This is a genomic window from Mesorhizobium sp. WSM4828, from assembly GCF_055811175.1.
Genome location: NZ_JBVVQK010000044.1, coordinates 1 through 25490 on the forward strand (window position 1 = coordinate 1; position 25490 = coordinate 25490).

A 25490-nucleotide genomic window follows, 5' to 3' on the forward strand; every position below is an offset into this window, starting at 1 on the left:
CCCCCTAGAAAATTTCGCTGTCCAAAATTTTTTTTTTCCCCGCTGTCTATACCCCCCCCCCGGTTATCGCTGCTTTGGGGCAACCCGTGGGGCCGGGGTCTTGCGCGGGGGGCCACCGCAGCTCATCCGCAGTCGATTCGCCGCACCGCACGGCGCTTCACCGCCATTCGATTAGACGCCACTTACGGAACAACAAGGTGGCGTGGGCGTTTGCCTAGAGGGTTCGCCGCTTCGACCGGAATTGCCGTGTCGCAACCGTAAAGGCGAGGCCCGTAACAACAGGAGTAGACGATGAAAATCCACCTTGTTCCTGCTGCGGCGGGATTGGTGTTGCTCGCCGGCGTCGGCGTGGCCACCGCAGACCAGGTGATTGTCACGCCCGAACAGCAGACGGTCATCCGCGAATACGTCCACAAGCACCCGTTGGCGTCGATCAATCTTCTGGGGGTGGAGCTCAATATCGGTTCCACGTTGCCCGATACGGTCGAGCTGCAACCGATCGATGTTCCCGACGTGAAGTACAGATACGTCGTCGTCGGCAATCGCACGGTGCTCGTCGATCCAGGCACCCGCAAGATCGTGCACGTCCTCGACTGATCGGCGTTCACAACCGCGAACCGGATTTGGAAAGGTCACGATCTAATTACCAAATCAGAGCTCCATCCCGAGCGATCGGGATGGAGCCGCTGTCGTCTCGAAACAAGGAAAGGAGCCATTCCCATGCTGCCGCATGTCGAGCCGGTCAACGTGGCCGCCGCCGTCGACAAACTGCTTGCTGAACGAGGCGATGGCCTGCTGTCGATGAAGGCGGCGATTGCACTGTTGCGCGAACGCACCGGAACCGAGCGCTCGGACGCCGACCTTGAGGGGCTGATCATCAAGAAGGCGGCGCTCCTCGGCGTCGCCGTCCTGTGTGACAGAGAGGTTCAATGACGGTGTTGCCTAGCGCTCAAGACGCCGGTCGAAATTTCAGCTAGAACAAAGTTGCTTACGCATGAACCGAGCCGACGGAGGCAACAGTGACGGACAGGCAGGAACGGATTCGCCAGCGGGCACACGCGATCTGGGAACAGGCAGGCAGGCCCGACGGGGCGCATCAGCAGCATTGGGATCAGGCTACCGCCGAAATCGACGCAGAAATCGCCACGAAAGAGAAGACCGCCAGCCGGCCGAAGCCGACATCACGTCAGCCTAAGACGGCGCCCGCCGCCAAGAACGGAACCAAACCCAAGGCGCGACCACGCAAAACGTGAACTCGAGCGGATTTGATTCCAACGCCGGATCTCGCGGTGGACTCATCGTCAGGTGTTCCTGGCCTGTTCCGTGGTCGGAACAGCACCAGAACTGGTTCCGTTGCGGCTGTGTTCGTCCATCGCAGTGCCCATCAGCTGACACTCGCATCTGCTTCAGCAGGTAGAGGACAGTTCGGCCGATCTCGGTGGTGTTCCGCCTTCCAAGTAAAACTTTCGGAAAAATTGGCTACAAAATTCACTGGGCCGTTCTGTGAACAGATACCATGAGGCCAGAAAGTTGACTGGCAAAGAAACCGATCATCTTCTTGCAAATTAGTAGGCATGCAACCGGCGATGTCGCTGGCTGTTCAGCGCAACTACAGCAAGGAGAGTGTTATGACCACCATGATCAAAACAATCACCGATGCGGTGGCAGGCAGCGCAGTTATTTTCATGCTCTCGATGCCCGTGAATGCCGCGGACGGAATTGCCGTTGGTGTTGGAACATCCATCGGCGGCAATGGCGGCATCAAAGCCGGCCTCGGCGCGACGGTTGGCAGTCGCGGCGGCATCAACGCCGGTTCCGGCGCAACAGTTGGCGGCAACGGCGGCATCAAGGCAGGCCTCGGTGCCTCGGTGGGCGGCAGCGGCGGCATTAACACCGGTGCCGGCGCAACGATTGGCGGTTCCAGTGGCATCGCCGCGGGCGCCGGCGCATCGGTCGGGGGCAGAAGCGGCATCAACGCCGGTGCCGGTGCAACGATCGGCGGTTCCAGTGGCATCGCGGCGGGCGCCGGGGTAGGTATCGGCAGCCGCGTTAACGCAGGCGCCGGCGTCAGGGTCGGCAGTGGCATCAATGTCGGCGCCGGTGTCGGGATCGGTGGTGGGAGCAATCCGAGCAATCCGTCCAACCCGGGCAGCCCGTCCAATCCCAACAATCCCCTCAATCCCAGCTTGCCCCAGGTCGTTGCCGATATGTCGGGGGACAAGTTGGCCAGGATGAAAACGCGCTGCGTTGACGTGCTCAGCAGCGAAGGCACTTACGACAGCGATCTGCGCCAATTGTGCCTGCTGATCGCCCGCCGCTAAGGCGAATACATTGGATGAAATGTCGGACGGGGCCGAGAGGCCTTCGTCCACCAAGCCTCCAGCAGTCCAAAGCCCGCCCTTGCGGCGGGCTTTTTGCCGAGCACGTGGCGGAGCATGGCGGGGCTCGAAAGAGCACGCGCCTCAATGCGTTTGACGGCCAAGGTCCGGCGAAGCGACCGTTCCGTCTTCCAGGGCATCCCAGCCCACTGCGGGGCTGCTTTGCATCAGCTGAGGGCACGCAAACTCCGCCAGATCGGTTTCCGCGAAGCCGTCGAACTCGATAGCCGCCCCGTAGAGCTGGGCTGCTTGCATGACGAGCCATTCGATGTCTTCGCGCGCAACATTCTCGGCGAGGTTCTGCAGTCGCGCGGCTTCGGCGACAGCAGTCAGATTGATGGCAATCCCGGACCGCAATGTAGCCCGAACTCGGGAACTGACGTCTTCGTGCAGACGAACCGAAAATCCGTAGCGCATAGAAACCTTCCCTTCAGGAGCGGTTTGTCCCTCGTGTTCTACCATGCGCCCAGGTTCCGTGATTGGCAACCGAAATTCCTTAAAAACTCGTTTTATGTCAAATAGTTAGCGTATTTTGTTGATTACCTATTTGATGCTTGATCCGCTTCATCGGACTTCTGCATGACTCGCTCATCTGAAGGCCTTGACGCATTCTGCTCACGTACCTAATTCTACAGAAAATTAGGAACATACTAACTCAGCTGCATTTAGGCTGGTATGATTGGAGGCCGAGATGTCCGAACTGGAACGCCCGGAACGATTGCAGATCATGCTGACCGTCGATGAACTGGCGGCATTGGAGAACTGGCGCTTCGACAAGCACATGCCGAGCCGGTCGGCCGCTGTACGTGAGCTTTTGAGGCGAGGTCTCACAGCCGATGGTTTCCTGACGGCGGCGCATGGGACCAAGTCGCGCGACTTCGGCATTCTGCCGCATTCTGCAGATGGTGACGGGGCAGTCGAGGGGTCTTCCAGCAGCGAACAGTGATATCTCCAGCGACCCCGTTCGCCCGCCGCACCTCGTATGGCCTTCACGGCCACTGGGTATCATCAAGCAGCTTGGTCTATCTGTGTGGCCCTCCGCCGTCGGTTGACAGAGCTGGCGTTGCAGATACATTGCACAGGACTATACAGGTGCAATGAACAGGTATGCCTATGGTCCGCCGCGTGGTCCCATCGTCTCCCGGTACGGGCAAGCCCGAACAGATCGCCACGGTTCTCGAACATGAAATCCGCTCCGGTGTTCTGGGCTTCGGCGACCGGTTGCAAAGCGAGAACGAGCTCGTCCAGCGTTTCTCCGTCAGCCGCAACACCGTTCGCAAGGGCCTCGAGGAACTGTCCAGCCGCGGGCTGATTACCACCAAGGTCGGCATCGGCTCTTTCGTCACCTTCGATGGCAAGCCCGTTGACGACTCAATCGGTTGGTCGCGGGCGCTCGCCAACGCCGGCGCAAATGCCGAGACGCGGACGCTGCGGCTCGAGGTGATCGAGGACCCTGATCTTGCCACACTGCTTGGTATAGAAAACCCGTTTTTCATCGCTGTCGATCGGGTGCGCACCAATGCCAGCGACGGCCACGCTATCTCCATTGAGCGCAGCCGCCTGCCATTGTCACCCGAACTGGAGGACGTGCCGTTACGCGGTCTGCGCGAAGGCTCGCTCCACCAGACGCTGCGCGGCGCCGGCCTCATTCCAGACCATGGCGAGGAATGGGTCGGCATCGAAATGCTCAACCCAGAGGACGCCGCCATCCTCGGCTGCCCGCAAGGCACGCCGTTCCTGCGCGGTCGTCGGTTGACGCGTGCGGCCGATGACCGGCCGATCGAATATGTGACCAGCCTGCTCAACCCGGCGCATTTTGCGCTGCATATGAGGTTCTGAGTGATGCTGGACGACGCCGGGAACATGACCAATCGGGCCATGGGAGCGCTTGTCGGCGGGGCACTGGGAGATGCGCTGGGCATGCCGACGCAGCTTTTGTCGCCGGCGCGGATTGCCAAACTCTACGGTCATGTCGAGGACTTCATTGCTCCTTTCGCCGACCATCCGGTGTCGAAGGGACTTCCGGCCGGGACGATCACCGACGACACAGAACAGGCGCTTCTGCTTGGCCGTATCCTGGTCGAATCCGGTAACCGGTTCGACCATGCGCGGTGGGTCAACGCGCTGCTCGACTGGGAACGCGATGTCAAGGCGCGCGGCAGCTACGATCTGCTGGGACCATCAACCAAACGCGCCATCGACGCCATCAATAACGGTATGCCAGCCGAGGAAGCGGGACGCAGCGGCGACACAAATGGTGCGGCCATGCGCATCGCGCCAGTCGGCATCATGATGCCGCCAGAGCCGCTTGACGCACTGGTCGGCAAAGTGGCCGAAACTTGCAGGGCGACGCACAACACGTCAATCGCAATCGCTTCGGCCGCAGCGGTCGCTGCCGCCATCAGTCGCGGCATCGCTGGCGGTGACTGGCGCGCCGCTTCCGACAGCGCCATCGCCGGGGCGAGGCACGGGGCAACGCTCGGCTATTGGGTGACCGGCGGTGACATCGCCGCGCGCATTGGGTGGGCGCAGAAGCTCGTACGCGGCAAGGCGACGAAGGACGCGATCCGGCTGATCACCGATCTGGTCGGCACCGGCGTCGCCAGTCAGGAGTCCGTTCCGGCTGCATTCGCGGTGCTGGAAGTCGCCGGTGGCGATCCCTGGCAGGCGGCAGTCATCAGTGCCAATCTCGGTGGCGACACCGACACGATCGGCGCCATCGCGGCCGGCATGGCCGGTGCCTGCACCGGCTTTTCCCGATTGCCACAGAAACACATCACCCGGATCAAAGGCCTAGACATTGGGCGGGTGCGCGCGCTCGCCGCCGACCTGGTCGCCCTGCGGACGGCGAAGAGCAGGTCCGGCAAGGATACGGCGGCATGAAGGGGCGTCTCGTCCATGTCGGCAGCGCGGTGGTCGACTATGTCTACCGCATCGATGCCTTGCCGGCACCGGGCACGGAGAAGACCGCATCGAGCTTTGCACAAGTCGCCGGCGGCGGCTTCAACATGATGGTCGCGGCCAGCCGCACCGGCATGAAGGTGGTGTTCGGCGGCCAGCTCGGCAGCGGACCCAATGGCGACTTCCTGCGCAGCGCCTTTAACGCCGAGGGTATCAGTACTCTGACCCCGCCATCGCCCATGATGGACAGCGGCCATTGCGTCGCCTTGATCTCGAGCGATGCCGAACGCACTTTCGTGTCTTGGCCGGGTGCTGAAAGCGTGCTCAGCCTCGACATGCTGGCGCCCGTGGTGGTCGCTGCAGACGACTGGGTGTTCACGTCAGGCTATACGCTGAGCTATCCCAAGAGCCGCGACGCGCTCACCGACTGGTTCGAGGCGCTTCCGGCCGACACACCCCTTGTCCTCGACCCGACACCTGTCATCACCGACATTCCTCGCCATATCCTGTCGCGGATACTCGCCCGCACTACCTGGTTGAGCTGCAACACGACGGAAGCGGCCGCGATTGCCGGTCCGGGCGGTGTCGAGACAGTCGCGTCACGGCTGCTAAGCGACCACTCCCCTAAGGCCATTGGCGTCGTCATTCGTGCCGGCGCGAAAGGCTGCCATGTGCGGCTGGCCGACGGCTCGGCGCAAACGATCGCCGGCTTCAAGGTCGACGCCATCGATACCAATGGCGCCGGCGACACCCATATCGGCGCTTTCGTCAGCGCGCTGGCGCGCAGAATGACGCCTTTTGAGGCAGCGCGCTACGCCAATGCGGCGGCGGCCATTTCCGTCACCCGCCACGGTGGTTCATCAGCGCCGACCGACTACGAGATCCAGACATTCCTAAGCCATGCCGGCGGTCCGCCGATCGGCCTCCATGGCCGGAAGCAAGAGGCCAAACGCCCGACAGCCTGACAAAGCCCGGGAAGCGGGCAAACACAGAGAGGAACGAACATGCGCATGCCCCACTTGACTGCCCTAATGACGGCGGCCGCCGTCTTCGCCTCCGCACTCGCATTTGCCGCCAGGGCCGACGAGGTGCACGTACTCAACTGGAAGGGCTATGGCGCCGACGAGCCCTGGGCCATAGCCGCCTTCGAAAAGGCAACCGGCAACAAGGTCGTCAACGACTTCTTCAATTCCGAACAGGAAATGCTGACCAAGCTCAGGACCAATCCCGACCTTTACGATGTCGTCATGATCAATGCCGCCTTCAACGACCAGGCGATGGCGGAAAAGCTCATTCAGCCGATCGACACGTCCAAGCTGCCGAACTATGCCGACATCAGCAAGGACAAGGCCGGCTCATCGATGCTCGTCCATGACGGCAAGGTCTATGGGGTGCCGTGGGTTTGGGGGCTGACGGCGCTCGCCATCAACGACAAGTCATTCGACAAGCCGCCGACCAGCATCGCCGAAATGTGGGATCCCGCCCACAAGGGCCGCGTTACCATCCGTGACGATGCCGTCGAGGCCGTGCAGTTCGGCGCCATCGCTACCGGCCAGAACATCAACGACGTCAAGGACATGGAGGCGGTCAAGGCGAAGCTGACCTCGCTGATGCCGCAGATCAAGACGTTCTGGAGCTCGGAGAACGACTGGAACCAGATGGTTGCCTCCAACCAGATCGACATCGGCACCTATTGGAGCGGCTCGGCCGACCGCGCCAAGACGCATTTCAAGCTGCCGGTCTCGCTGGTCATTCCCCAGGAGGGTGCCGTCGCCTGGCTTGACGCCTTTTCCATTCCGGTCGGTTCCAAGAACGTCGCCGGGGCGCAAGCCTTCATCAACTACATGATCGACCCGAAGTTCTATGTCGAATGGGTCACCAAGGTCGGCGCGCCGGTGTCGGCCAACACCAAGGCGGTCGAAGCGCTGCCAGAGGGTTCCTTCAACCGCAAGGTGATGGGCGACCCGGCAGTCGCCAAGCGCATCCAGTTCCAGGCGCCGATTACTGACGCGCAGCGCGAGACCTATCTGGCGCTCTGGCAGCAGCTCAAGGTCGACGTGAAGTAACAGCAGAAGCCGCGATCAGCCGACCATCAATGTCGGCTGATCCTTCCTATCTTGGGAGGAGATGTCATGGCAGTACAGATCGCAACCGCGTCGCGCAGCGGGCTGAGATCGGCCTTGCCGCTGCTGGCGCCTGCCTATCTCTGGCTGACGGTTGCAATTTTCCTGCCGCTCTCGGCCATGGTCTTCTTCTCCTTCATCACCGACCTGCCGCTATCGGGAAAGCCGTGGGCATTCACGCTCGAAAACTATGCCGCCTTCTTTTCACAAAGCCTTTACCTGACATTGCTGGTGGCCTCGCTGCGCCTCGGCCTCGAGGTGACGCTGTGGTGCATCGTCATCGGTTATCCCGCCGCTTACGTGCTGGCCAAGGTGCTGAAAGGCCGCAGCCGCGAGGCGATTTTCCTGCTCGTCATTCTGCCGTTCTGGTCGAACGGGCTGGTGCGCATCTTCTCGTGGGCGATGGTGCTGCGCGAAGGGGGCATTCTCGACACAGCGCTCAACGCCGTGCTGCCGTTCAAGATCAACATTGATCTCATGTATTCCTATCCGGCCGTCATCATCGGGCTAGTGCACTCCTACGTGCCTTACATGGTGCTGACCTGCTATCTGACCCTGCAGGCCATCGATGACTCGCTGATCGAGGCCGGGCGCTCGCTCGGTGCCTCGCGGCTGCAGATGCTGAAGCGGGTCATCATTCCGCTGTCGATGCCGGGGCTGGTGGCTGGCGCAGCCCTCATCTTCGTCCCGGTCGTTGGCTCGTTCATGGAGCCGCGCATCCTCGGCGGCCGTACCGGCACCTTTTACGGCACTGTCATCGAGGACCAGTTCGTTGCCGTGTTCAACTGGCCGCTGGGTGCCGCACTGTCCTTCATCCTGCTGGCTGTGGTGCTGGTCATCCTGGCGGTTACTTCGCCGGTGCTTCGGAGGGCCGCTTAGTGGCGACGACCCGAATCCTGGAATGGCTCGGCCGGGTCTACATTCTGATGCTGCTCGCCTTCCTGTACCTGCCCATCATTATTATGGCGCTGATGTCATTCAACGTCTCGCCCTTTTACCAGCTGCCGTTCGAGTGGACGACGGAATGGTATGCCTCGCTCTGGCAGAACAATCAGCTGATCGCGGCCACGCGAAACAGCGTCGAGATCGCCGTCATCACTACCATCATCTGCACCGCGCTCGGCACCGCGGCGTCGCTAGGGCTCTATCGCTACGACTTCCGCGGTAAGAAATTCCTGCAGGCGCTGCTGTTTCCGCCGATCGCCATACCGTGGCTGATCACTGGCACGGCGATGCTGATTTTCTTTTTCGGCGTTGGCATCGGCCGCGGGCTGCATGCCATCCTGCTCGGCCACGTGGCGTTGGCACTGCCCTATGTCATCGTCGTCGTCTCGGCCCGGCTGCAGACATTTGCGCCGGAGCTGGAAGAGGCGGCGCGCTCGCTCGGCGCCAATCAATGGCAGGTGACGAACCGCGTCACGCTGCCCTGGATCATGCCGGGCGTCATTGCCGGCGGGCTGTTCGCCTTCGCCGTGTCCTTCGACCAGTTCGTCGTCTCCTACTTTCTGTCGACGCCCGGCCAAACGACGCTGCCGGTCGAAATCTACGCGGCGATCCGCAAGGGTTTCACGCCCGAGATCAATGCTGTCTCGACGATCATCATTGTTGTGTCGATGGCGCTGATGCTGCTGACGGCGCGCTTCTTCAAATTCGGCGGAGAGAAATAATGGCGGGCGTGCAGGTATCGAATGTGTCGCGCAGTTTTGGCGCGCACAAGGCGCTGGACGATGTCTCGATCGATTTCGCCGACGGCGGCTTCTACGCCCTGCTCGGTCCCTCCGGCAGCGGCAAGACCACGCTGCTGCGCCAGATCGCAGGCTTCGACTTTCCCGACTCTGGTCGCATCTCCATAGGCGGCGAAAGTGTTGAGCGGGTACCGGTGGAGAAGCGGCGCATCGGCATGGTGTTCCAGAACTACGCGCTCTTTCCCAATATGAGCGTCTCCGACAATGTCGCCTTCGGACTGTCGGTGCGCGGCGAGCCCAAGGCGGTGATTGCCAGCGAGGTGCAGCGCGCACTCGACCTCGTGCAACTCGGCACGCTCGGCGGTCGCCGGCCGCACCAGCTCTCCGGCGGCCAGCGCCAACGGGTGGCGCTCGCTCGCGCGATCGTCACCACGCCGCGCGTGCTTCTCCTCGACGAGCCGCTCGGCGCGCTCGACAAGGCGCTGCGCGTGGACATGCAAATCGAATTGAAGCGTATTCAGCGCGAGATCGGCATCACCACGATCTTCGTCACCCACGACCAGGAAGAAGCGCTGACGATGAGCGACCGCATCGGCATTCTGCGCGATGGCAAGCTGGTGCAGGAAGGCCCTCCCGAGGAGATCTACGATCGGCCGAAGAGTGAGTTTGCCGCCACCTTCCTAGGCGACGCCAACATCCTTCGCGGCAACGCCACTGGTACGGGCATCCGGCTGCCTGACGGAACGGGGATTGCCGCAGGCGCAGGGGTTACGCTTGTTGCCGGCACGAAGGCGAGCTGCGCCGTGCGGCCTGAACGAATCCGCATCGCCACCAATGCCGGCGTTCCGGACCGAGCCCATGCCAACATGCTCACGGGGCGGGTTTCCAAGCGCATCTTCGCCGGCAACAACAGCACGTATTTTGTCGATCGCGATGGCCAGACAATCAAGGTCATCGTGCAGAACACCGGCATCGAAAAGCTGGCGGAAGGACAACAGGTGGTGCTGCGCTGGTCGTCGGAGAGTACGGTGCTGATCGACGCGAGCTAGCAGATCCAATCCTTCAGTCTTGCCAGGCGGTCCGCAATCGGGGAAAGCATGGTCGGGCAAAGTGTGAGCGGAATACTCGATGTCGCTTGAATTGAATGCGGGCGACCAGTCGATGCTGCAGGGCGAGCAGGGTCCGGCCGTGGCCGCTGCGATGAAGATCCTGGTTGCCTGTTCGAAGGCGGTCGGCGCGCACAAATTGCTGGATATTGCCGGTGCGCATATCGACGGCTGCCTCTATCACGGCCAGGCCAGCCTCGATTTCGTCGAAAGGCTGATTGAGGGCGGCGGCCGCGTTCGGGTGCCGACGACGCTGAATGTCGGTTCGTTCGACCTCATCCATCCCGGATTGGTGAAGATGCCGGCCGCGGAAGAAGCGCCGGCGCGACGCCTGATGAAGGCGCATCTGGAACTCGGCTGTCAGGCGACCTTCACCTGCGCACCCTATCAGACTCGGTTCCGGCCAAGGTTCGGCGAGCAGATCGCCTGGGGTGAATCCAACGCCATCGTCTTTGCCAATTCGGTGATCGGCGCGCGGACCAACCGCTATGGCGATTTCATCGATTTGTGCTGCGCAATCACCGCGCGCGCGCCGGCCTGGGGGCTGCATCTGAGTGAAAATCGACGAGGCCGGATCCTGTTTGAGCTGATTGACGCTGCTTTCGAGCCTACCGACGCCCTGTTTGTCGGCGTCGGGCTGATCGTCGGGCAAAGGGCTGGCGACCGCATCCCTGTCATATCGGGCCTGCCGCAGCCGCGCGACGAGGACCAACTGAAGGCGCTGGGGGCGGCGGCGGCAACGACGGGTGCGGTGGCGCTATTTCATGCCGTCGGCATCACGCCGGAGGCGGAGACGCTGGATGAGGCCTTGCACGGCCTGGTGCCGGAGGAAAAAATCCGGATCTCTCGGACTGACATCCACCATGCGCTGGTCAGGCTGTCGAGCGTCCCCGACGGCGTGCAGCTTGCAGCCGTGTCGTTAGGCACGCCGCATTTCTCCCATGAAGAGTGGATGCGCCTGTTGCCGCTGCTGCGCGAAGTTGCGCCGGGCAGGGGCGTCCCGATCTACGTCAACACAGGGCGTGCCACGCTGACGCGACTGCAGGACGAAGGCGCACTGGCCGGCATGGAAGAGTTCGGCCTCGTTCCGGTCACCGACACCTGCACCTATGTCACGTCGATCCTCGAGCGTCTCGATGGCGTGGTGATGACCAATTCGGGCAAATGGGCGCATTACGCACCTGGCAATATCGGTGTCTCGGTGGCCTTCGGTGACATGGAGGACTGCGTCCGCTCGGCTGCGGCCGGCCGCGTCGTGCGAGCCGCGCCATGAAGGCGCCGGCCAGAACCGGTACATTCCACCTTTCCGGCTCGGCACAAGGCCCGGCGCTGGTGCTTTCGCAGGCGCTCAGCTTCTGGGGCGGGATCGACGTCGAAACGGGCGACATCATCGACTATTCGCATCCGGACCTGGGCGGCAATATCGCCGGCAAGATCCTGGTGATGCCGAGCGGGCGGGGGTCGTCGTCCTCGTCTTCGGTTCTGGCCGAAGCGATCCGCAGGGGCACGGCGCCGGCCGGCATTATCCTGGAGCGGCCGGACCCGATCCTTGCCGTCGGCGCCATCGTTGCCGAATTCCTCTACGACATCAGCATGCCGCTGGTCGTCTGCGACACATCAGGCATTGTCTCCGGCGACCGGATCGCCATCGGTCTGGGCGAAGATGCGCAAGCGATGGTGAGCAAGCTCTAGCCGGCCATCAGTCCCGCCGCGCCCCGCCGCCAGTAGGCTGCCGCCAGTGTTTCGTTGCGGCCGAGCGCCAGTGTACCGCGCCAATGTTCGCGCACCGTCCTGGCGGCGGCTGCTTCGGCGGCGAACCAGCCGAATGCCGAACCGGTCGGCCATGCGACCGACCGGATGGCGCGCGCCAGCCTGTCGTCGGTGCCGGCCTGCACGCCATTTCTCGGCAGCCAGTGCAGCTCAATACCGGTCGCGTTGTCGATGACTAGCCGTTCGCCATCGTCGGCGATCTCGACGAAGGCCACGCCTTTGGTTTCGGCGGGCAGCGATCCCAGCATGCGGGCCAGCGCCGGCAAGCCGGTTTCGTCGGCGCCCATGAGATACCAGGACGCCGGACGCACCGGACGGCCGACCGGCCCCATGATGCCGATCTTCATGCCGGGCGCCGCCTGCATGGCCCAGCGGGCGCCGACGCTGTCGCTGGGATGGATGAGGAAGTCGACCTCGATGATGCCGTTTTCGACGTCGAGGGCCCGGATGGTGTAGACGCGCGCTACCGGGCGCCTGTCGTCCGAGGGCCAGGCCGGCAAGCCATTGCTGCCGAGCACCGGCCAGAGCGGATCGGGGACGTCCCTGGTCGGAAACAGCATGCGGATATGCATGCCGCCGAATTTCGCAAAACGAAAGAGATCCTCGCCGGCGAAGCGGATGCGGCGCATGTGCGGCGTCAGGTCGCCGACCTGGGTGACGACCATCTCACGGAACTGCGCGAGGCGGGTTTCTTCGGCGAGATCGCCGGTCCATACAATCTCGGGACTTTCTTCCTTGGCATATACGTCTACGGCGGTGGCCAGCAGGTCCTTGATGCGGGCCAGCCCATAGCGGTCGGCGGCGTTGGCCCGCATGACCAGCCGCTCCATGTAAAGAGACGCGTCGCCGAAGGCGAAGCGGAAGTCGAGCCGCTGCCCCTCCCGCGAGGCATCGGCATCGAAGCTCTGCAGCCTGTCGCTGATGCGGTCGATGTAATGCGGCAGGTTGCGCAGGTTCAAGCGCGCTTCGCAGGCCAGTCCGCTCGCCGATGGGTCCCTCATTCTCAACCTCCGATCCTGCCTGTGAGCGCCACCTTGAAGGTGCGGCCCTTGCCCTGTTCCGTCGCCGCCGTCGTCGACCAGGCGCTTTGCGGGTCGGTGTAGGCGGTGTTGAAGACGTTATCGACACTGAAATCGAGTTTGGCGTGGTCGTTGATGCGCCAGTTGGCAAAGACGTTGACGAGGTCGAAGCCGTCGTCGATCACTGTCGGCGCGTCGGGATTGGTGCGGCTTGTCCGGGTGATCTTGCCGACGCTGAGATATTGCGCACCGACTGTGAGCTGGTCTTCCAGCATGCGGAAGCCGACGGTCGCCGAGAAGCGGTCGAGCGGCGTGTTATTTAGCGCCTGGCCGGAATAGACGCCGGTGACGACCTTGGCGTCGATCAGGGCGCCGGCGAAGTTCGCGAACCCCCAGCCATAGTCATAGACGGCTTCGGCCTCGATGCCCTTCAGCCGCGCGTCGCCGATGTTGATCGCCATACGCGGCAACACGGTGAGGTCGACGTCGATATAGCCTTCGACGGCGGTGTGGAAGACGTTGACCTTGGCACGAACCAGGTCGCCCGCGGCCAGCACATCGTCATATCTCAGATTGACGCCGGCTTCCCAGCTCTTCGCCGTTTCGGGCTGCAGAAGCAGGTTAGGCTGGTAACTGTCGCCACCGCCATGCGCGCCGCCGCCGCGATAGACGTCCTGCAGGCCCGGTGCCCGGTAGCCTTCGGAATAGGTGCCGTAGAGCTGGAAGCCATCCAACGGCGTTACGCCGACGGTGAGGCGAGGCGACCAGCGATCGCCCGAAATCGAGGTTTCCGCCGGCGGCACGGTCTTCGTTTCGCCGTCGAGCTGGTAGCCGTCATAGCGGACGGCGGCGATGAGCTGCAGCCAGTCGCTGTAGTCGCCCTGCCATTGCAGGAAGCCGCCATAACCCTGCTGCTCGCCCGAACCGAAATGCGCGGCCTCCGACGAGGCCTCCAGACAGTAGTAATCGAGGCCGTAGGTGAGGGTGTGAGCGATCTCCCAGGCATCGAAGCGCGAGGAATTCTTCAGGTTGAAGCCGGTCGTGGCGACGTCGTAGTAGCGGAAGTTGCGGATCGCCGTTGCCGGCCAGACCTGCGTCTGCTCGGCGCGCGTGCGGTTGTGATAGGCGTTGACACTGAGGTCGATCAGCTCGTTGTCGTCCGGCCTCCACGTATAGGCAGCCGTGTAGGTCTGGTTGGTGGTGTCGGTGTCGTAGCGGCTCAGCGTCGGTGAGGTCGAGCCGCTCGATCCGGTGATCTGGTCGTTGTAGCGCTGCAGGATCGCGCCGAGCTTGAGCTCGTGGCCGTCGGAGGGCCGCAGCGTCGCCTTCATGTAGCCGCTAGTGATGCGCTCGCCGGTCCATGGCACGGTATCGCCATTGCCATCGGCGTAGCTGTCGCGGTCGCGATAGATGAGGTTGCCGATGATATCTGCGTCGTCGCTGAAACGGTATGCGCCGGTGGCGCTGGTGGTGAAGCCGTCGCCATTGGTCTCATAGCCGAGCTTCTCGCTCAGCGCCCAGCGTTCCTCCTGCTTGAGGAAATCGCCGGCACCCCTGCTTTCGAAGGAGACGACGCCGCCGATGCCGCCCGAGCCATAGGCGTTCGAGACCGGGCCGCGAATGACGGTTGCTTCCTTGATCAGTTCCGGCTCGACATAGAACGAGCCTGAGCCGTGGCCGACGCGCCAGTAATCCTGGCGGGCGCCGTCGAGCGTCACCACCACGCGGCCATACTGCTCCAGTCCGCGAATGTTGATGGCGGTTGCCGGATCGTCGCCGTTCATCGAAGCGGCAACGCCGGGGGTGGTGCGGAAAATGTCGGCAGCGCTGTCAGGCTGGATGCGTTCGAGCTCTTCCTGATCGACGGCGCTGATGGCGGCCATCGATTCGATGATCGCGGTCTTGATCATCGTCGCCGAGATGGTGATCAGGTCAAGCACGGTCGGCTCGTTCTGCCCAGTTCTAGCCTGCTGGGGAGGCTTGACCGCCCGGTCGGCCTCGGCGGCGATACCCTTCTTCTCCGGCTCCTGCGCGGCGGCTAGCGGCGCGGCGCACAGGCCGAGCGCGAAGGCGAGCGCGGTGCTCGCCATCAAGGTCTTGTTGCTTGTCAGTTTCATGCGTGCAGCCCCCGGAAAAGCAAAGATTGCTGGCGGCGGCCGTTGGCGCTGGCTGGCATGATGGAGAAGCCTCGACACACGGGCCGGGCAGGGGTACTTATTAAAACATGATGACAATAGTCAACTTAATTTTGCAGGCCTGAGCCGGATCGAAGATTCTCAGTCGGCCCCTTGATCTGGCCGCCAAGATCTCGCCCGGGCGATCATGAATTTGTGACGCATCTGCTTCACCTGGTTCAGATCTCCGGGATGCTCTCCCTGAAGATCACCTGCAGCCGTGGCTGGTGCAGTTCGTAAGGCAACCCCCTGACCGCATGGCTCAAGGTGTTGAGCGCCTCGCGGGCTTCGACGCGCGGGTTCTGGTCGATGACCGCGTCCAGCGTGCCGTCGAGCAGAAGCTCCTTGGTGCCTTCCGTCACCTCATGGCCGAGAAAGACCGTCGACAGCGCGCGCCCGCGCTCCTTGAGTGCGCGGGCGATGCCGGTGTTGCCGGCGCCGACATTGTAGATGGCGGCCAGGTCCGGGTGCCGATCCAGCAGGGCGGAGGCCTCAGAATAGGCTTTTTCGCGGTCATCGAGCATTTCGCGCATCTCCACGATCTGCAGATTGGGCGATTCTTCCGTCAGTATGTGGCGGAAGCCCATCTCGCGCTCTTCGTGGCCGCGATAGGAGAGCGAACCGGCGAACAGCGCGACCTTGCCCGGACGCCCGGCGCCCATGAAGCGGTTGAGCAGGTAGCCGGCGAGCCGGCCGGCGGCGCGGTTGTCGATGCCGATATAGGCAACCCTCGGCACATGCAGGATGTCGGAAGCGATGGTGACGACCTTGACGCCGCTGGCCGAAAGCGAGCGGATCGCCTCACGCACCGTTGGATGGTCGAGCGCGATCACACCGACGCCTTGAGTCTGCCCGTGCAGTTCCTGCAGCAGACGCGCAAGCCGGTCCGGATTGAAACCTTCGATGGTAGCGACGCGGACGTCGAGGTCCGGCCGCGCCTGCGCCTGAGCCTCAATCTGGCGGTGCAGCATCTTGATGAAGGAATTGGTGCCGGCGGGCAGGGCGAAATCGAGCCGCATTACCTCACCGCGCAGCGCGTTGAGCGAGCTCGGATTATTCGAATTTTCAGCGATATAGCCAAGCCGCTGTGCCGTTTCGAGCACGACCTCGCGGGTGCGCGCCCTGACCCCGGCGCGGTTGTTGAGCACACGGTCGACCGTGGCGGCGGAAACGCCGGCTTCCCGGGCTATGTCTGTCAGGGTGGACCGCACTGTCGATCACCTCATTCCAAAATGCGCCAACGGCGCATCGAGATTACGCATTTCATGGGTCCGATGTCGCAGAGCGGCCTCATCGCCACCCGCGATTCTGATGGGAAATGATGTAACCGGCCTTGGCCGATGTGCAAGCCGCCGCGCTACAATAAATGCCGAAGCGGACCAAAGCGGGGAGGTGGGCAGCCGGGCTCCCTCAAATTCAAGCACCGGCTTCAGTGTGAGAGCCTTCACAAACGCCATTTTCTCCCCTCCCATGAGATGTTATGATGTATCTTGATTATTTATGATGTTGACAGCCTTCGTATAGTGCCGTCAATATCAATCATAAGGGCCGTGGAGGAACAAGGCCCTGAGGGAGGAGTTCCAATGTCGAATTTGATCCGCGTGTCGCGGCGCCGTTTGCTGGCGTCCGGTGGAAAGGCGGCAGTCCTTGTCGCCGCCGCAGGTATTGCACCGAAATTCATTCGCCCAAGCCGCGCCTATGCGGCCGATGCCCTGGCGCCCGGCATGATCGGTGGCCCGACGGGCTTCGACGGCTCGGAGCGCTATCAATATGGCGCCGATACGCCGGAGGGCCGCGCCATCGAGGCGGCCAAGGCGATGAAGGGCGCCGGCAAGGCGCCGGCCAAGATCGTGCTTGGCCTGTCCGACGGCTCGATCGGCCAGCTGACCCAGCCGTTTCCGGCCGGCGCGCCGTCGATCAAGGATCTCTGGGAGAAGGAAACCGGCATTCCGTTGGAAATCGTCGGTGTGCCAAACGGCCAGGAATTCACCAAGACGATGCAGGACATCTCCACCAAGGGTGGGGCGTATGACATCTATGCGGTCGAATGGAACCGCCTTGGCGACCTCGCCGAAACCGGCGGCATCCTCAAGCTCGACGACTTCGTCGCGCAATACAAGCCGGAATGGGACGATCCCGAGCGCGGTTATGTCGACGGCGCCAAGGGCGTCTCGCTGCTCAATCAGTATCGCGGCTCGACCTATGGCGTGTCGCTGGATGGCGACTTCCAGACCTGGGTCTACCGTACCGATCTGTTCGGCGACGCAAACGAGAAGAAAGCCTTCTCCGACAAATACGGTTATGAACTGGCGGCGCCGAAGACGTGGAAGCAGCATGACGAGATCGCCGCTTTCTTCCAGCGCCCGGACAAGGGCCTGTTCGGCTCGACCGATCTGCGCAACCAGGGCTGGGGCTACACCAACTGGTATCAGCGTTATGTCTCAATGGCTTCGCCCAATCAGTTCTTGTTCGACGATACTGGCAAGCCGCTGATCAATTCGGAGCAAGGTATCGCGGCGACCAACGAGTACATTGCGTCGCTTTCGCATCATTCGCCGGATGCGATCTCCTGGGGCTGGCCGGAGCAATACGGCAATTTCGCCAAGGGCGGTGCGGCCATGACCTGCGCCTTCTCCAATCTGCCGAAATTCCTCGACAATGCCGGCAACAAGGATTCAGCTGTCACCGGCAAGATCGGCTCGATGCTGCCACCCGGCCGCGAGATCGACGGCAAGCTGGTCAGCCGGTCGGTGCTGTGGCTCAATCTGTCGGCGTCGGTGTCCTCGCAAGCCAAGAATCCGGAGGCCTGCTACCTGTTCCTGCAGTGGCTGGGCTCAAGCCGCATCTACGCCTGGATGACTGCCAATCCGGGCGGCTACTTCGATCCGTTCCGGTTATCGGATTTCTCGGATCCGCTGGTTCGCCAGACCTATCATGCTTACCACATGGACGTGGTGCGAGAGACGGTCGCCCGCACCGTGCCCACCATCAACTATCCCGGCGCCACCGCCTTCCACAACGCGCTGGACGAGAACCTCGTCGCCGCGCTGACCAAGGCCAAGACAGCCGAGCAGGCGATGGCCGACACCGAGGCCGAGTGGAAGAAGATTGCCCGCCGCACCGGCGAGGAGAAGCTTCTCGAAGCCATCAAGACCAACAAGGAGGCTTGGCCGACCGTCCTCGACCCGATCGCCTGATCCTCGCAGGATCTTACCAAGGAGGGGAGGAGCGGTCGCTCTTCCCCTCGGCAACGAAGGACCCAGCAAAGCTGCAAGATGAAGCGTTCAGTTCTTTTCGAGATATTCCGCTATGCCGCGATCTTTGCGGCGATGGCGGTGACGCTGGTGCCGATCCTGTGGATGGTGTCGATGGCGTTCAAGCCGATCGCCGAATGGTCGGCGACCGGCGCCGACCTGACATGGTGGCCGAAGCACCCGACACTCAGCAATTTCCGCTTCGTCTTCGGTGAATCGACCAACAGTCTGATCGTCGCTCTCGACCGCACAGCTTTGAAGCCGATCCTTTCGTCGCTGCTGTCGGCCACATTCGGCACGGCAATCGCCATGTCGGCGGGCACCGCGGCGGCCTACGGGCTGTCGCGCTTCGGCTCGGGCCAGAACCTGCCGCTGGCGCTGATCCAGCTTCGCCTGTTTCCGCCGATGGCGGTCATGACCCCTGTGATGATCATGTGGGCCTTCCTCAATTTCACCGACAGTTGGTGGGGGCTGTCGCTGATCTACGGCATCGTCACGCTGCCTTTCGCCTTCTGGCTGATGAAGACCTTCTTCGACGACATGCCGCGCGAGATCGAGGAGGCGGCACTGGTCGAGGGCTGTTCGCGGTGGCGCGTCTTTACCCGCATCACGCTGCCGATGATGCGCGCGCCGCTGGCCAGTGCCGCGCTATTCGTCTTCATCCTCAACTGGTCGGACTATCTGATTGCGCTGCTTCTGACGACGCGCGAATGGGTGACGGTCCCCGTCTACATGGCCTCGCTGTCCTCCTCGATGACCGGACAGCTCTACGGCGCCAAGGCAGCGCTCGGCCTGATCGCCGCGGTGCCGCCGGTGATCATGGGGATCGCCATCCAGCGCCATCTGGTGCGCGGGCTGACTTTCGGGGCGCTCAAGCAATGAGTGCGGTGACAGCCACGATTTCGGAGGGCGACATGCAAGCCTCCAAAGCGGCATCGGTGTTGCTGGACGAGGGCGCACGGCTCGGCTTCCGGTTGACGCTGCCGGCGCAGATCCTGGTGCTGTTCATCGCCGTCTTCCCGCTCCTGATGCAGCTCTATATCAGCCTGACCGACTGGTCGCCGCTGTCGGGCACCGGCTGGTGGAACGCCTGGTCGATGTGGAACAGTTTCGCCAACTACACCGACCTTGCCGCCGATGCGCGCTTCTGGAGTGCGCTGAAGCGCACGGCCATCGTCATGATCGTCTGCGTGCCGGCGGAGTTCCTGCTCGGCCTGGCGCTCGCGACGCTGTTTGCCGACGAGTTCCCCGGCAAGCGGATCTTCTACTCGATCCTCTTGATGCCGATGATGGTGGTGCCGGCGGTGGCCGGCTACATGTTCTTCATGCTGTTTCAGTCGGGCGGCCCGGTCAATGACATCCTGTCGGCGATCTCAGGCGTTCCCGTCACCATTGCCTGGCTGTCGGACCCGACGCTGGCGCTCGTCGCCGTCATGGTCGCCGACATCTGGCAGTGGACGCCGCTGATGTTCCTGATCCTGCTTGCCGGCCTGGTCGGCGTGCCTGAGGACCAGATCAAGGCGGCGACTCTGCTCGGCGCCAACCCGTGGCAGCGCTTCGTCACCATCGTGCTGCCGAAGATGAAGACGATCATCATCATCGCGCTGGCGATCAGGGTGATCGAGAACTTCAAGATCTTCGACACGCTTTTCATCATGACCGGCGGCGGTCCCGGCGTCGCTACCGAAACCATCTCCGTCTACATCTACAAGCTCACCACCCAGGACTTGATCTGGGGCTATGTGGCGGCAATCGCGCTGGCCATACTGATCGTGCTGTCCATTGCCGCGGTGTTTGCCATGAAACGCATGGCTCGGGTAGGCGAGGTGGCGGCATGAGCACCATCCACCTGCAGAATCTGGTCAAGAAATTCGGCGATTTCACCGCGCTGAAGACGATGGACCTGGCCATTGCCGACGGCGAGTTCATGGCGCTGCTCGGACCCTCGGGCTGCGGCAAGTCGACGACGATGAACATGATCGCCGGCATGGAAGAGCCGACCAGCGGCAAGATAATGTTCGGCGAGCGCGACATGGCCGGCGTGCCGATGGGGTGGCGCGGCGTCGGCTTCGTCTTCCAGAACTATGCGATCTTCACTCATATGAGCGTGCGGCAGAACCTCGCCTACGGGCCGAAAATGCGCGGCGCAGCAAAGGCCGAAATCGCCCGCCGCGTCGGCACCATTGCCGAGATGCTGCAGCTGACGCCGCTGCTCGACCGCAAGGCGGACCGGCTGTCGGTCAACATATTGCAGCGGGTCGCGATCGGCCGCTCGGCGATCATGGAGCCGGCGATCTTCCTGCTCGACGAACCGCTTTCCAATGTCGATGCCGCCTTCCGGGCGGTGATGCGGACCGAACTGAAGCAGCTGCAGCGGCAGTTCCGGCAGACCATGGTCTATGTCACCCACGATCAGCTCGAAGCGATGACCATGGCCGATCGCATCGCGGTGATGGACCATGGCGTGCTGCAGCAGGTCGGCACGCCACTGGAAGTCTACAACAACCCGGCCAATGTCTTCGTCGCCCGCTTCATCGGCGCGCCGGGCATGAACCTGCTCAAGGGCAGGCCGGCGGAAAGCGACCGTGGCCTGGTCATCGATCTTGGCCCACTCGGGGCGACGCCGCCGCTGCCGGTCGAGATCGCCGATGCCGCACGCCGGATGCGCGGCGAGGTGTTTTATGGCTTTCGACCGGAGCAGGTGATTCTGACTGAAGGCGGCCGTGGCCTCTCCATGCCGGTGAGTTTCGTCGAGCGGATCGGCGCGCGCACCATCATCCATCTTGGCGAGGGTGAGACTGCGGTGAAGGCGGTGTTCGACAATGATGTCGGGCTGGCGATCGGGCAGACAGCCGTCGTCGCGCCTGCGGCGGAGGCGGTGCGCGTCTTCGACGCCGCCACTGGCGTTGCGTTGAGAGCAGCTTGAGATGGCCGATATCGTCTTTCGCAATGTCACAAAGCGCTACGGCAACACGCTGGCCGTCGACGATGCGTCGTTTGCGGTGAACGACAACGAGTTCTTCTGCTTCTTCGGGCCGCCGCTGTCTGGCAAGTCGACGATACTACGCCTGGTACTCGGCCTGGAAACGCCCGACATGGGCGAGATCCTGATTGGCGGCAAGCCGGTCAACACAGTGTCGCCGGCGGAGCGCAATGTCGCCATGGTGTTCCAGAATTTGGCGCTGTTTCCGCATATGAGCGCGCGCGACAATATCCGCTTTCCGCTGGTCGAACGCCGGGTCGCCGAAGCCGAGATCGAAAAGCGCGTCGCCGACGTCGCGGCCAAGCTGCATATCGGCCATATCCTGCACAAGCCGCCGGCACAGCTTTCGGGCGGCGAGCGGCAGCGTGTCGCGATTGCCCGCGCGCTGGTACGGGATCCCGCCGCCTATCTGATGGACGACCCGATCTCGGCACTCGACGCCCGGCTGCGCGAGGAGACGCGGGTCGAGCTTAAGCGCATCCAGCGCGAGCTCGGCAAGACGCTGATCTATGTCACGCACGACCAGGAAGAAGCGATGTCGGTCGCCGACCGAATGGCTATACTGGAGAGCGGCAAGATCAGGCAGATCGGCGCGCCTGCCGAGATCTATGACCGGCCGGCCAGCACCTATGTAGCGCGGCTGCTCGGCTCGCCGATGATGAATATATTGAAGTCGGTGCACGGCGCTGAAGGCGTGGAGGCGGCGGAAGGCACGATCCGCATCGCGGATACCGGCGCCCCGGCCGATGCCGTGGAAATTGGACTCAGGCCGGAAGACATCAAGGTTAGGGCCTGGTCGGAGGGGGGCGCGGGCCGGCCTGCGCGAGTGTTCGAGGTCGAGCCGCTCGGCGGCTACACCGTTGTGACGCTCGTCGCCGGGCAGGCGCGTCTGCGGGCGCTGTTGCGCGGCCAGCCGGACATCAGGCCGGACGCGATGGTGGCGATATCCTGCGAGCCGGGCAGGGTGCATTATTTCGGGCAAAGCGGGGGAGCGCTGGCAAGATGACGGCGGCTGCAAGGAACGAGCTTCGGGAGGAACATATGGCAGGCGAAGAAATAGCGGGCAACGGCTTCGAGCCGGACGTTAAAGTCCGCACCAGGGAATACAGGATCGGCTGCGTCGGCGCCGGCATGATCATGGCCGAATGTCACCTTGCCGCCTACAAGGAAGCCGGTTTCCCCGTGGTGGCGATTGCCTCGCGGACCAAGGCCAGCGCCGAGAAGGTCGCCAAACGCTGGGATATCCCGACCGTCCACGACACGCCGGAACAGCTCATCGAGGACAAGAACGTCGAGATCATCGATCTTGCCTTTCCACCCGACCAGCAGCCGGCGCTGATCCGCCATGCTCTGAAGCAGGCACATATCAAGGCGATCCTGGCGCAGAAGCCATTGGCGCTGTCCCTCGAAGAGGCAGTCAAGCTTCGCGACGAGGCGGCCAAGGCAGGCAAGATCCTCTCGGTCAACCAGAACATGCGCTACGACCAGTCGATGCGCGTCTTGAAGCAGATCATCGACAGCGGCGCGCTCGGCGACATCGTCTTCGCCCAGATCGACATGCATGCGATCCCGCACTGGCAGAGCTTCCTCGAGGACTATGACCGGCTGACGCTCGCCAATATGAGCGTCCACCATCTCGACGTACTGCGCTTCCTATTCGGCGATCCCCTGGAGATCACTACCCTGACCCGCAAGGATCCGCGCACCCGCTTCGATCATTCGGACGGCATCATCGTGTCGACGCTGCGGTTCCCGTCCGGCGTGCTCGCCGTATCGCTGGAGGATGTCTGGTCCGGTCCGCGCCAGGAGGGCTACAAGGACGACCAGCACATCAACTGGCGCGTCGACGGCACCAAGGGCGTCGCCAAGGGCACCATCGGCTGGCCGACAGGCGCTGCCTCGACACTGACCTATGCCTCGACCGAGACAACCGGCGGTGAATGGGTGACGCCAAGCTGGGACACGATGTGGTTCCCGCATGCCTTCATCGGCGTCATGGAGCAGCTTCAGCACGCGGTCAAGACGGGCGAGCCGCCGGCGCTGTCCGTCGCCGATAACGTCAAGACCATGGCGCTGGTCGAAGCGGGCTACCGCTCGATCGATAAGGGCCGGACAGTCAAGCTTTCCGAAATATCAACAGACTGATTCACTTACAGGGAGGAATTCACACCATGATGCAGGCAGGTATCTTCACGGGTTATTTCCCGTATGGCCTCAAGGAAACCGCGCAGAAGATCCGTGCGCTCGATTTCAACACCGTGCAGCTCGACCTGCATTTCAGGGACATCGACCTGTCCGCCGGGCAGATCACCAGGGACAAGGCCAAGACCGTCCGCGATACGTTCCGCGACCACAATCTGCCGATCTGCTGCGTGTCGGGCTACACCAACATCATCCATCCGGATATGGGCGAGCGCGAGAGGCGCGTCGGCTATTTGAAGGAGATCATCCGCAACGCACGCCATTTCGGCACCCCTTACGTGATCTCGGAAACCGGTACCTACAACACCGAGTCCGACTGGGTGCATCATCCGAAGAACAAGACCGAGGAAGGTTTTGAGGAATGCCGCAAGGTCATCGCCGACCTTGCCCAGACCGCCTATGACCACGGCGCGGTCTTCCTGCTCGAAACCTATGTCAACAATGTCGTCGGCTCGGTCGAAGAGACGGTGAGGATGTTCGCGCAAGTCGACCACCCAGGCCTCGGCCTGTTGATGGACCCGACCAACTATTTCGAAACTCACAACATCGACAGGATGGACCAGATCCTGAACCAGGTGTTCGACACGCTGACCGCAAAGATCAAGATAGCCCACGCCAAGGACGTCAAGCGCTCCGGCGGCGACAAGTCGGAAAAGCACGCAGACATCGGCGACGAGGACGCGCTGGAGAGCCACACTTTCCGCGGCGTCGGTGAGATCGAGTTGCCTGCGCCCGGCCTCGGTTCGCTGAATTACGACCTCTATCTCAAGCGGCTGGCCGAAAAGCACCCGAACATCCCGGTCATCATCGAGCATCTTTCGGAAGACGACGTGCCGCGTGCCAAGAAATTCCTCGATGGGAAATTCCGCGCCCACGGATTGTGATGGCGCGGTTCGGCTACGAAACAAGGGAGGAAGAGAAATGTTGAAATTCGCGTTGAAAGTCGCGGCCGCGGCGACCGTGCTCGCCGGTGTGGCGCTGGGTACGCCGGCGCTGGCGCAGGACGCTCAGAAGACGTTCTACCTGCTGTCGCATGGCGGCCCTTCGGATGCCTTCTGGATCGACTGGAATGCCGGCGCCACCAAGGCCTGCGACCAGCTCAAGGTGACCTGCAAGATCTCGTTCAGCGGCGGCGACATGGCGGCGCAGAAGGAAGCCTTCAACTCGGCACTCGCCGCCAAGCCGGACGGTATCGCCACCACCTCGGCGCAGCCCGGCCTGTGGACCGAGGAGGTCAAGGCAGCGAAGGCGGCCGGCATCCCGATCGTGTTCTTCAACACCGACGATCCGGCAACCGGCCGGCAGGCCTATGTCGGCGCCGACCTTAGGGAAGCCGGCGTCATCTGGGCGAAGTATCTTGTCGACCACAAGATGGTGAAGCAGGGCGACAAGGTGTTCCTGCCGGTCGAAGTGCCGGGCGCCAGCTACCAGCAGCTCGAGACCGAAGGCATTGCCAGCGTCTTCGATCCGCTCGGCATCAAATATGACGTGGTCGATTGCGGCACCGATCCGGCCGGCATCATCGCCAAGATGACCGACTACATGGTGGCCAACAACCCGCCGGCGATCATCGCGCTCGGCGATTCCGTGGCGGCCAGTGTCAAGCGGGTGTTTGACGGCGCCGGCGTGCCGGCCGGCAAAATCCCGGTCGTCGGCTGGGGCAATTCGAAGGAAACGGCCGAGTCCGTCAAGGCCGGTTTCGTCAACGCGGCTGCCTGGCAGTTCCCGTCAGCGCAGGGCTTCATGCCGGTGGCGCTGCTCGGGTTGGCCGCCGCTGGCGAACCGATCGGCTACGACATTCACACGTTCAGCCTCTACGACGCCTCGAGCGTCGAACCGATCCTGAAACTCTACAACAAGTGATTGGAACTGACGTTCGCCGCGCAGGCGGCGGG

Annotated in this window: 26 protein-coding genes; 22 read left to right on the forward strand and 4 right to left on the reverse strand. The window is 62.8% G+C overall.

Annotated elements, in window-relative coordinates; genetic code table 11:
- Positions 1-291: 291 nt before the first annotated feature.
- From AC0L2X_RS29605 to AC0L2X_RS29620, 4 genes are all read left to right on the forward strand, one after another.
- Positions 292-597 carry a DUF1236 domain-containing protein gene (locus AC0L2X_RS29605; RefSeq protein ID WP_473559934.1) on the forward strand — a complete coding sequence of 102 codons (306 nt, stop codon included), beginning with the start codon at positions 292-294 and terminating at the stop codon, positions 595-597.
- 123 nt (positions 598-720) lie between these two features.
- A complete protein-coding gene (locus tag AC0L2X_RS29610; RefSeq protein ID WP_352452715.1) occupies positions 721-933 on the forward strand; it encodes a hypothetical protein in 213 nt (70 codons plus the stop codon).
- 86 nt (positions 934-1019) lie between these two features.
- Positions 1020-1253, forward strand: coding sequence for a DUF2934 domain-containing protein (locus tag AC0L2X_RS29615; RefSeq protein ID WP_473559932.1), 234 nt, complete (start codon positions 1020-1022; stop codon positions 1251-1253).
- A 375-nt stretch (positions 1254-1628) separates the two neighbouring features.
- Positions 1629-2321 carry a hypothetical protein gene (locus tag AC0L2X_RS29620; protein WP_473559931.1) on the forward strand — a complete coding sequence of 231 codons (693 nt, stop codon included), beginning with the start codon at positions 1629-1631 and terminating at the stop codon, positions 2319-2321.
- Positions 2322-2462: 141 nt separating this feature from the next.
- Here AC0L2X_RS29620 and AC0L2X_RS29625 read toward each other — a convergent pair whose 3' ends face one another.
- Positions 2463-2795 carry a hypothetical protein gene (locus AC0L2X_RS29625; RefSeq protein ID WP_473600900.1) on the reverse strand — a complete coding sequence of 111 codons (333 nt, stop codon included), beginning with the start codon at positions 2793-2795 and terminating at the stop codon, positions 2463-2465.
- Between the two features lie 274 nt (positions 2796-3069).
- Here AC0L2X_RS29625 and AC0L2X_RS29630 point away from each other — a divergent pair, with 274 nt between their 5' ends.
- From AC0L2X_RS29630 to AC0L2X_RS29675, 10 genes are all read left to right on the forward strand, one after another.
- Positions 3070-3324: a hypothetical protein gene (locus AC0L2X_RS29630; protein WP_352868816.1), complete on the forward strand. Its 255-nt coding sequence runs from the start codon at positions 3070-3072 to the stop codon at positions 3322-3324.
- A 167-nt stretch (positions 3325-3491) separates the two neighbouring features.
- Entirely contained in the window at positions 3492-4217 is a 726-nt protein-coding gene (locus AC0L2X_RS29635; RefSeq protein ID WP_473559947.1) for a GntR family transcriptional regulator, read from the forward strand.
- Positions 4218-4241: 24 nt separating this feature from the next.
- Positions 4242-5261, forward strand: coding sequence for an ADP-ribosylglycohydrolase family protein (locus tag AC0L2X_RS29640; protein ID WP_473600901.1), 1020 nt, complete (start codon positions 4242-4244; stop codon positions 5259-5261).
- Positions 5258-6244: a PfkB family carbohydrate kinase gene (locus AC0L2X_RS29645; protein WP_473559929.1), complete on the forward strand. Its 987-nt coding sequence runs from the start codon at positions 5258-5260 to the stop codon at positions 6242-6244. The genes AC0L2X_RS29640 and AC0L2X_RS29645 overlap by 4 nt, the downstream gene beginning before the upstream one ends.
- A gap of 39 nt (positions 6245-6283) precedes the next feature.
- Positions 6284-7345, forward strand: coding sequence for an ABC transporter substrate-binding protein (locus tag AC0L2X_RS29650; protein WP_473559927.1), 1062 nt, complete (start codon positions 6284-6286; stop codon positions 7343-7345).
- Between the two features lie 66 nt (positions 7346-7411).
- The gene (locus tag AC0L2X_RS29655) at positions 7412-8281 is read left to right on the forward strand and encodes an ABC transporter permease (protein WP_473559925.1); all 870 of its coding nucleotides are present in this window, start codon (positions 7412-7414) and stop codon (positions 8279-8281) included.
- Entirely contained in the window at positions 8281-9069 is a 789-nt protein-coding gene (locus tag AC0L2X_RS29660; protein WP_031194613.1) for an ABC transporter permease, read from the forward strand. The genes AC0L2X_RS29655 and AC0L2X_RS29660 overlap by 1 nt, the downstream gene beginning before the upstream one ends.
- Positions 9069-10136 carry an ABC transporter ATP-binding protein gene (locus AC0L2X_RS29665; RefSeq protein ID WP_473559924.1) on the forward strand — a complete coding sequence of 356 codons (1068 nt, stop codon included), beginning with the start codon at positions 9069-9071 and terminating at the stop codon, positions 10134-10136. Before AC0L2X_RS29660 ends, AC0L2X_RS29665 begins: the two co-directional genes overlap by 1 nt.
- Positions 10137-10215: 79 nt before the next feature.
- Positions 10216-11466, forward strand: a complete 1251-nt coding sequence (locus AC0L2X_RS29670) for an aconitase X (RefSeq protein WP_473559922.1) — start codon at positions 10216-10218, stop codon at positions 11464-11466.
- Complete coding sequence (locus AC0L2X_RS29675) at positions 11463-11885, forward strand: aconitase X swivel domain-containing protein (protein WP_473559920.1); 423 nt, start codon at positions 11463-11465, stop codon at positions 11883-11885. Before AC0L2X_RS29670 ends, AC0L2X_RS29675 begins: the two co-directional genes overlap by 4 nt.
- Here the strand turns inward: AC0L2X_RS29675 and AC0L2X_RS29680 are convergent.
- The 3 genes from AC0L2X_RS29680 to AC0L2X_RS29690 all read right to left on the reverse strand — a co-directional run bounded on the left by AC0L2X_RS29680 (position 11882) and on the right by AC0L2X_RS29690 (position 16367).
- Positions 11882-12964 (reverse strand): SIP domain-containing protein, encoded by a 1083-nt coding sequence (locus AC0L2X_RS29680; RefSeq protein WP_473559918.1) that lies wholly within the window; start codon positions 12962-12964, stop codon positions 11882-11884. The two genes, AC0L2X_RS29675 and AC0L2X_RS29680, sit on opposite strands and share 4 nt — an antisense overlap.
- 2 nt (positions 12965-12966) lie before the next feature.
- Complete coding sequence (locus AC0L2X_RS29685) at positions 12967-15099, reverse strand: TonB-dependent hemoglobin/transferrin/lactoferrin family receptor (RefSeq protein WP_473559916.1); 2133 nt, start codon at positions 15097-15099, stop codon at positions 12967-12969.
- A gap of 236 nt (positions 15100-15335) precedes the next feature.
- On the reverse strand, positions 15336-16367 hold the full coding sequence (locus AC0L2X_RS29690; RefSeq protein WP_352491017.1) for a LacI family DNA-binding transcriptional regulator: 1032 nt from the start codon (positions 16365-16367) through the stop codon (positions 15336-15338).
- Positions 16368-16739: 372 nt separating this feature from the next.
- Between AC0L2X_RS29690 and AC0L2X_RS29695 the strand changes: the two genes are divergently transcribed.
- The 8 genes from AC0L2X_RS29695 to AC0L2X_RS29730 all read left to right on the forward strand — a co-directional run bounded on the left by AC0L2X_RS29695 (position 16740) and on the right by AC0L2X_RS29730 (position 25458).
- Positions 16740-18353 (forward strand): extracellular solute-binding protein, encoded by a 1614-nt coding sequence (locus AC0L2X_RS29695; protein WP_352564290.1) that lies wholly within the window; start codon positions 16740-16742, stop codon positions 18351-18353.
- Positions 18354-18431: 78 nt separating this feature from the next.
- Positions 18432-19292, forward strand: a complete 861-nt coding sequence (locus tag AC0L2X_RS29700) for a carbohydrate ABC transporter permease (protein ID WP_473559915.1) — start codon at positions 18432-18434, stop codon at positions 19290-19292.
- Positions 19289-20248, forward strand: a complete 960-nt coding sequence (locus tag AC0L2X_RS29705) for a carbohydrate ABC transporter permease (protein WP_473559913.1) — start codon at positions 19289-19291, stop codon at positions 20246-20248. Before AC0L2X_RS29700 ends, AC0L2X_RS29705 begins: the two co-directional genes overlap by 4 nt.
- Positions 20245-21336 carry an ABC transporter ATP-binding protein gene (locus tag AC0L2X_RS29710; RefSeq protein WP_473559911.1) on the forward strand — a complete coding sequence of 364 codons (1092 nt, stop codon included), beginning with the start codon at positions 20245-20247 and terminating at the stop codon, positions 21334-21336. The genes AC0L2X_RS29705 and AC0L2X_RS29710 overlap by 4 nt, the downstream gene beginning before the upstream one ends.
- A gap of 1 nt (position 21337) precedes the next feature.
- Positions 21338-22399 (forward strand): ABC transporter ATP-binding protein, encoded by a 1062-nt coding sequence (locus tag AC0L2X_RS29715; protein WP_473559910.1) that lies wholly within the window; start codon positions 21338-21340, stop codon positions 22397-22399.
- 35 nt (positions 22400-22434) lie between these two features.
- Positions 22435-23538, forward strand: a complete 1104-nt coding sequence (locus tag AC0L2X_RS29720) for a Gfo/Idh/MocA family protein (RefSeq protein WP_473559908.1) — start codon at positions 22435-22437, stop codon at positions 23536-23538.
- Positions 23539-23564: 26 nt separating this feature from the next.
- Positions 23565-24479 carry a sugar phosphate isomerase/epimerase family protein gene (locus tag AC0L2X_RS29725; RefSeq protein WP_473559906.1) on the forward strand — a complete coding sequence of 305 codons (915 nt, stop codon included), beginning with the start codon at positions 23565-23567 and terminating at the stop codon, positions 24477-24479.
- 37 nt (positions 24480-24516) lie between these two features.
- Complete coding sequence (locus AC0L2X_RS29730) at positions 24517-25458, forward strand: sugar ABC transporter substrate-binding protein (protein WP_473559903.1); 942 nt, start codon at positions 24517-24519, stop codon at positions 25456-25458.
- Positions 25459-25490 lie beyond the last annotated feature (32 nt).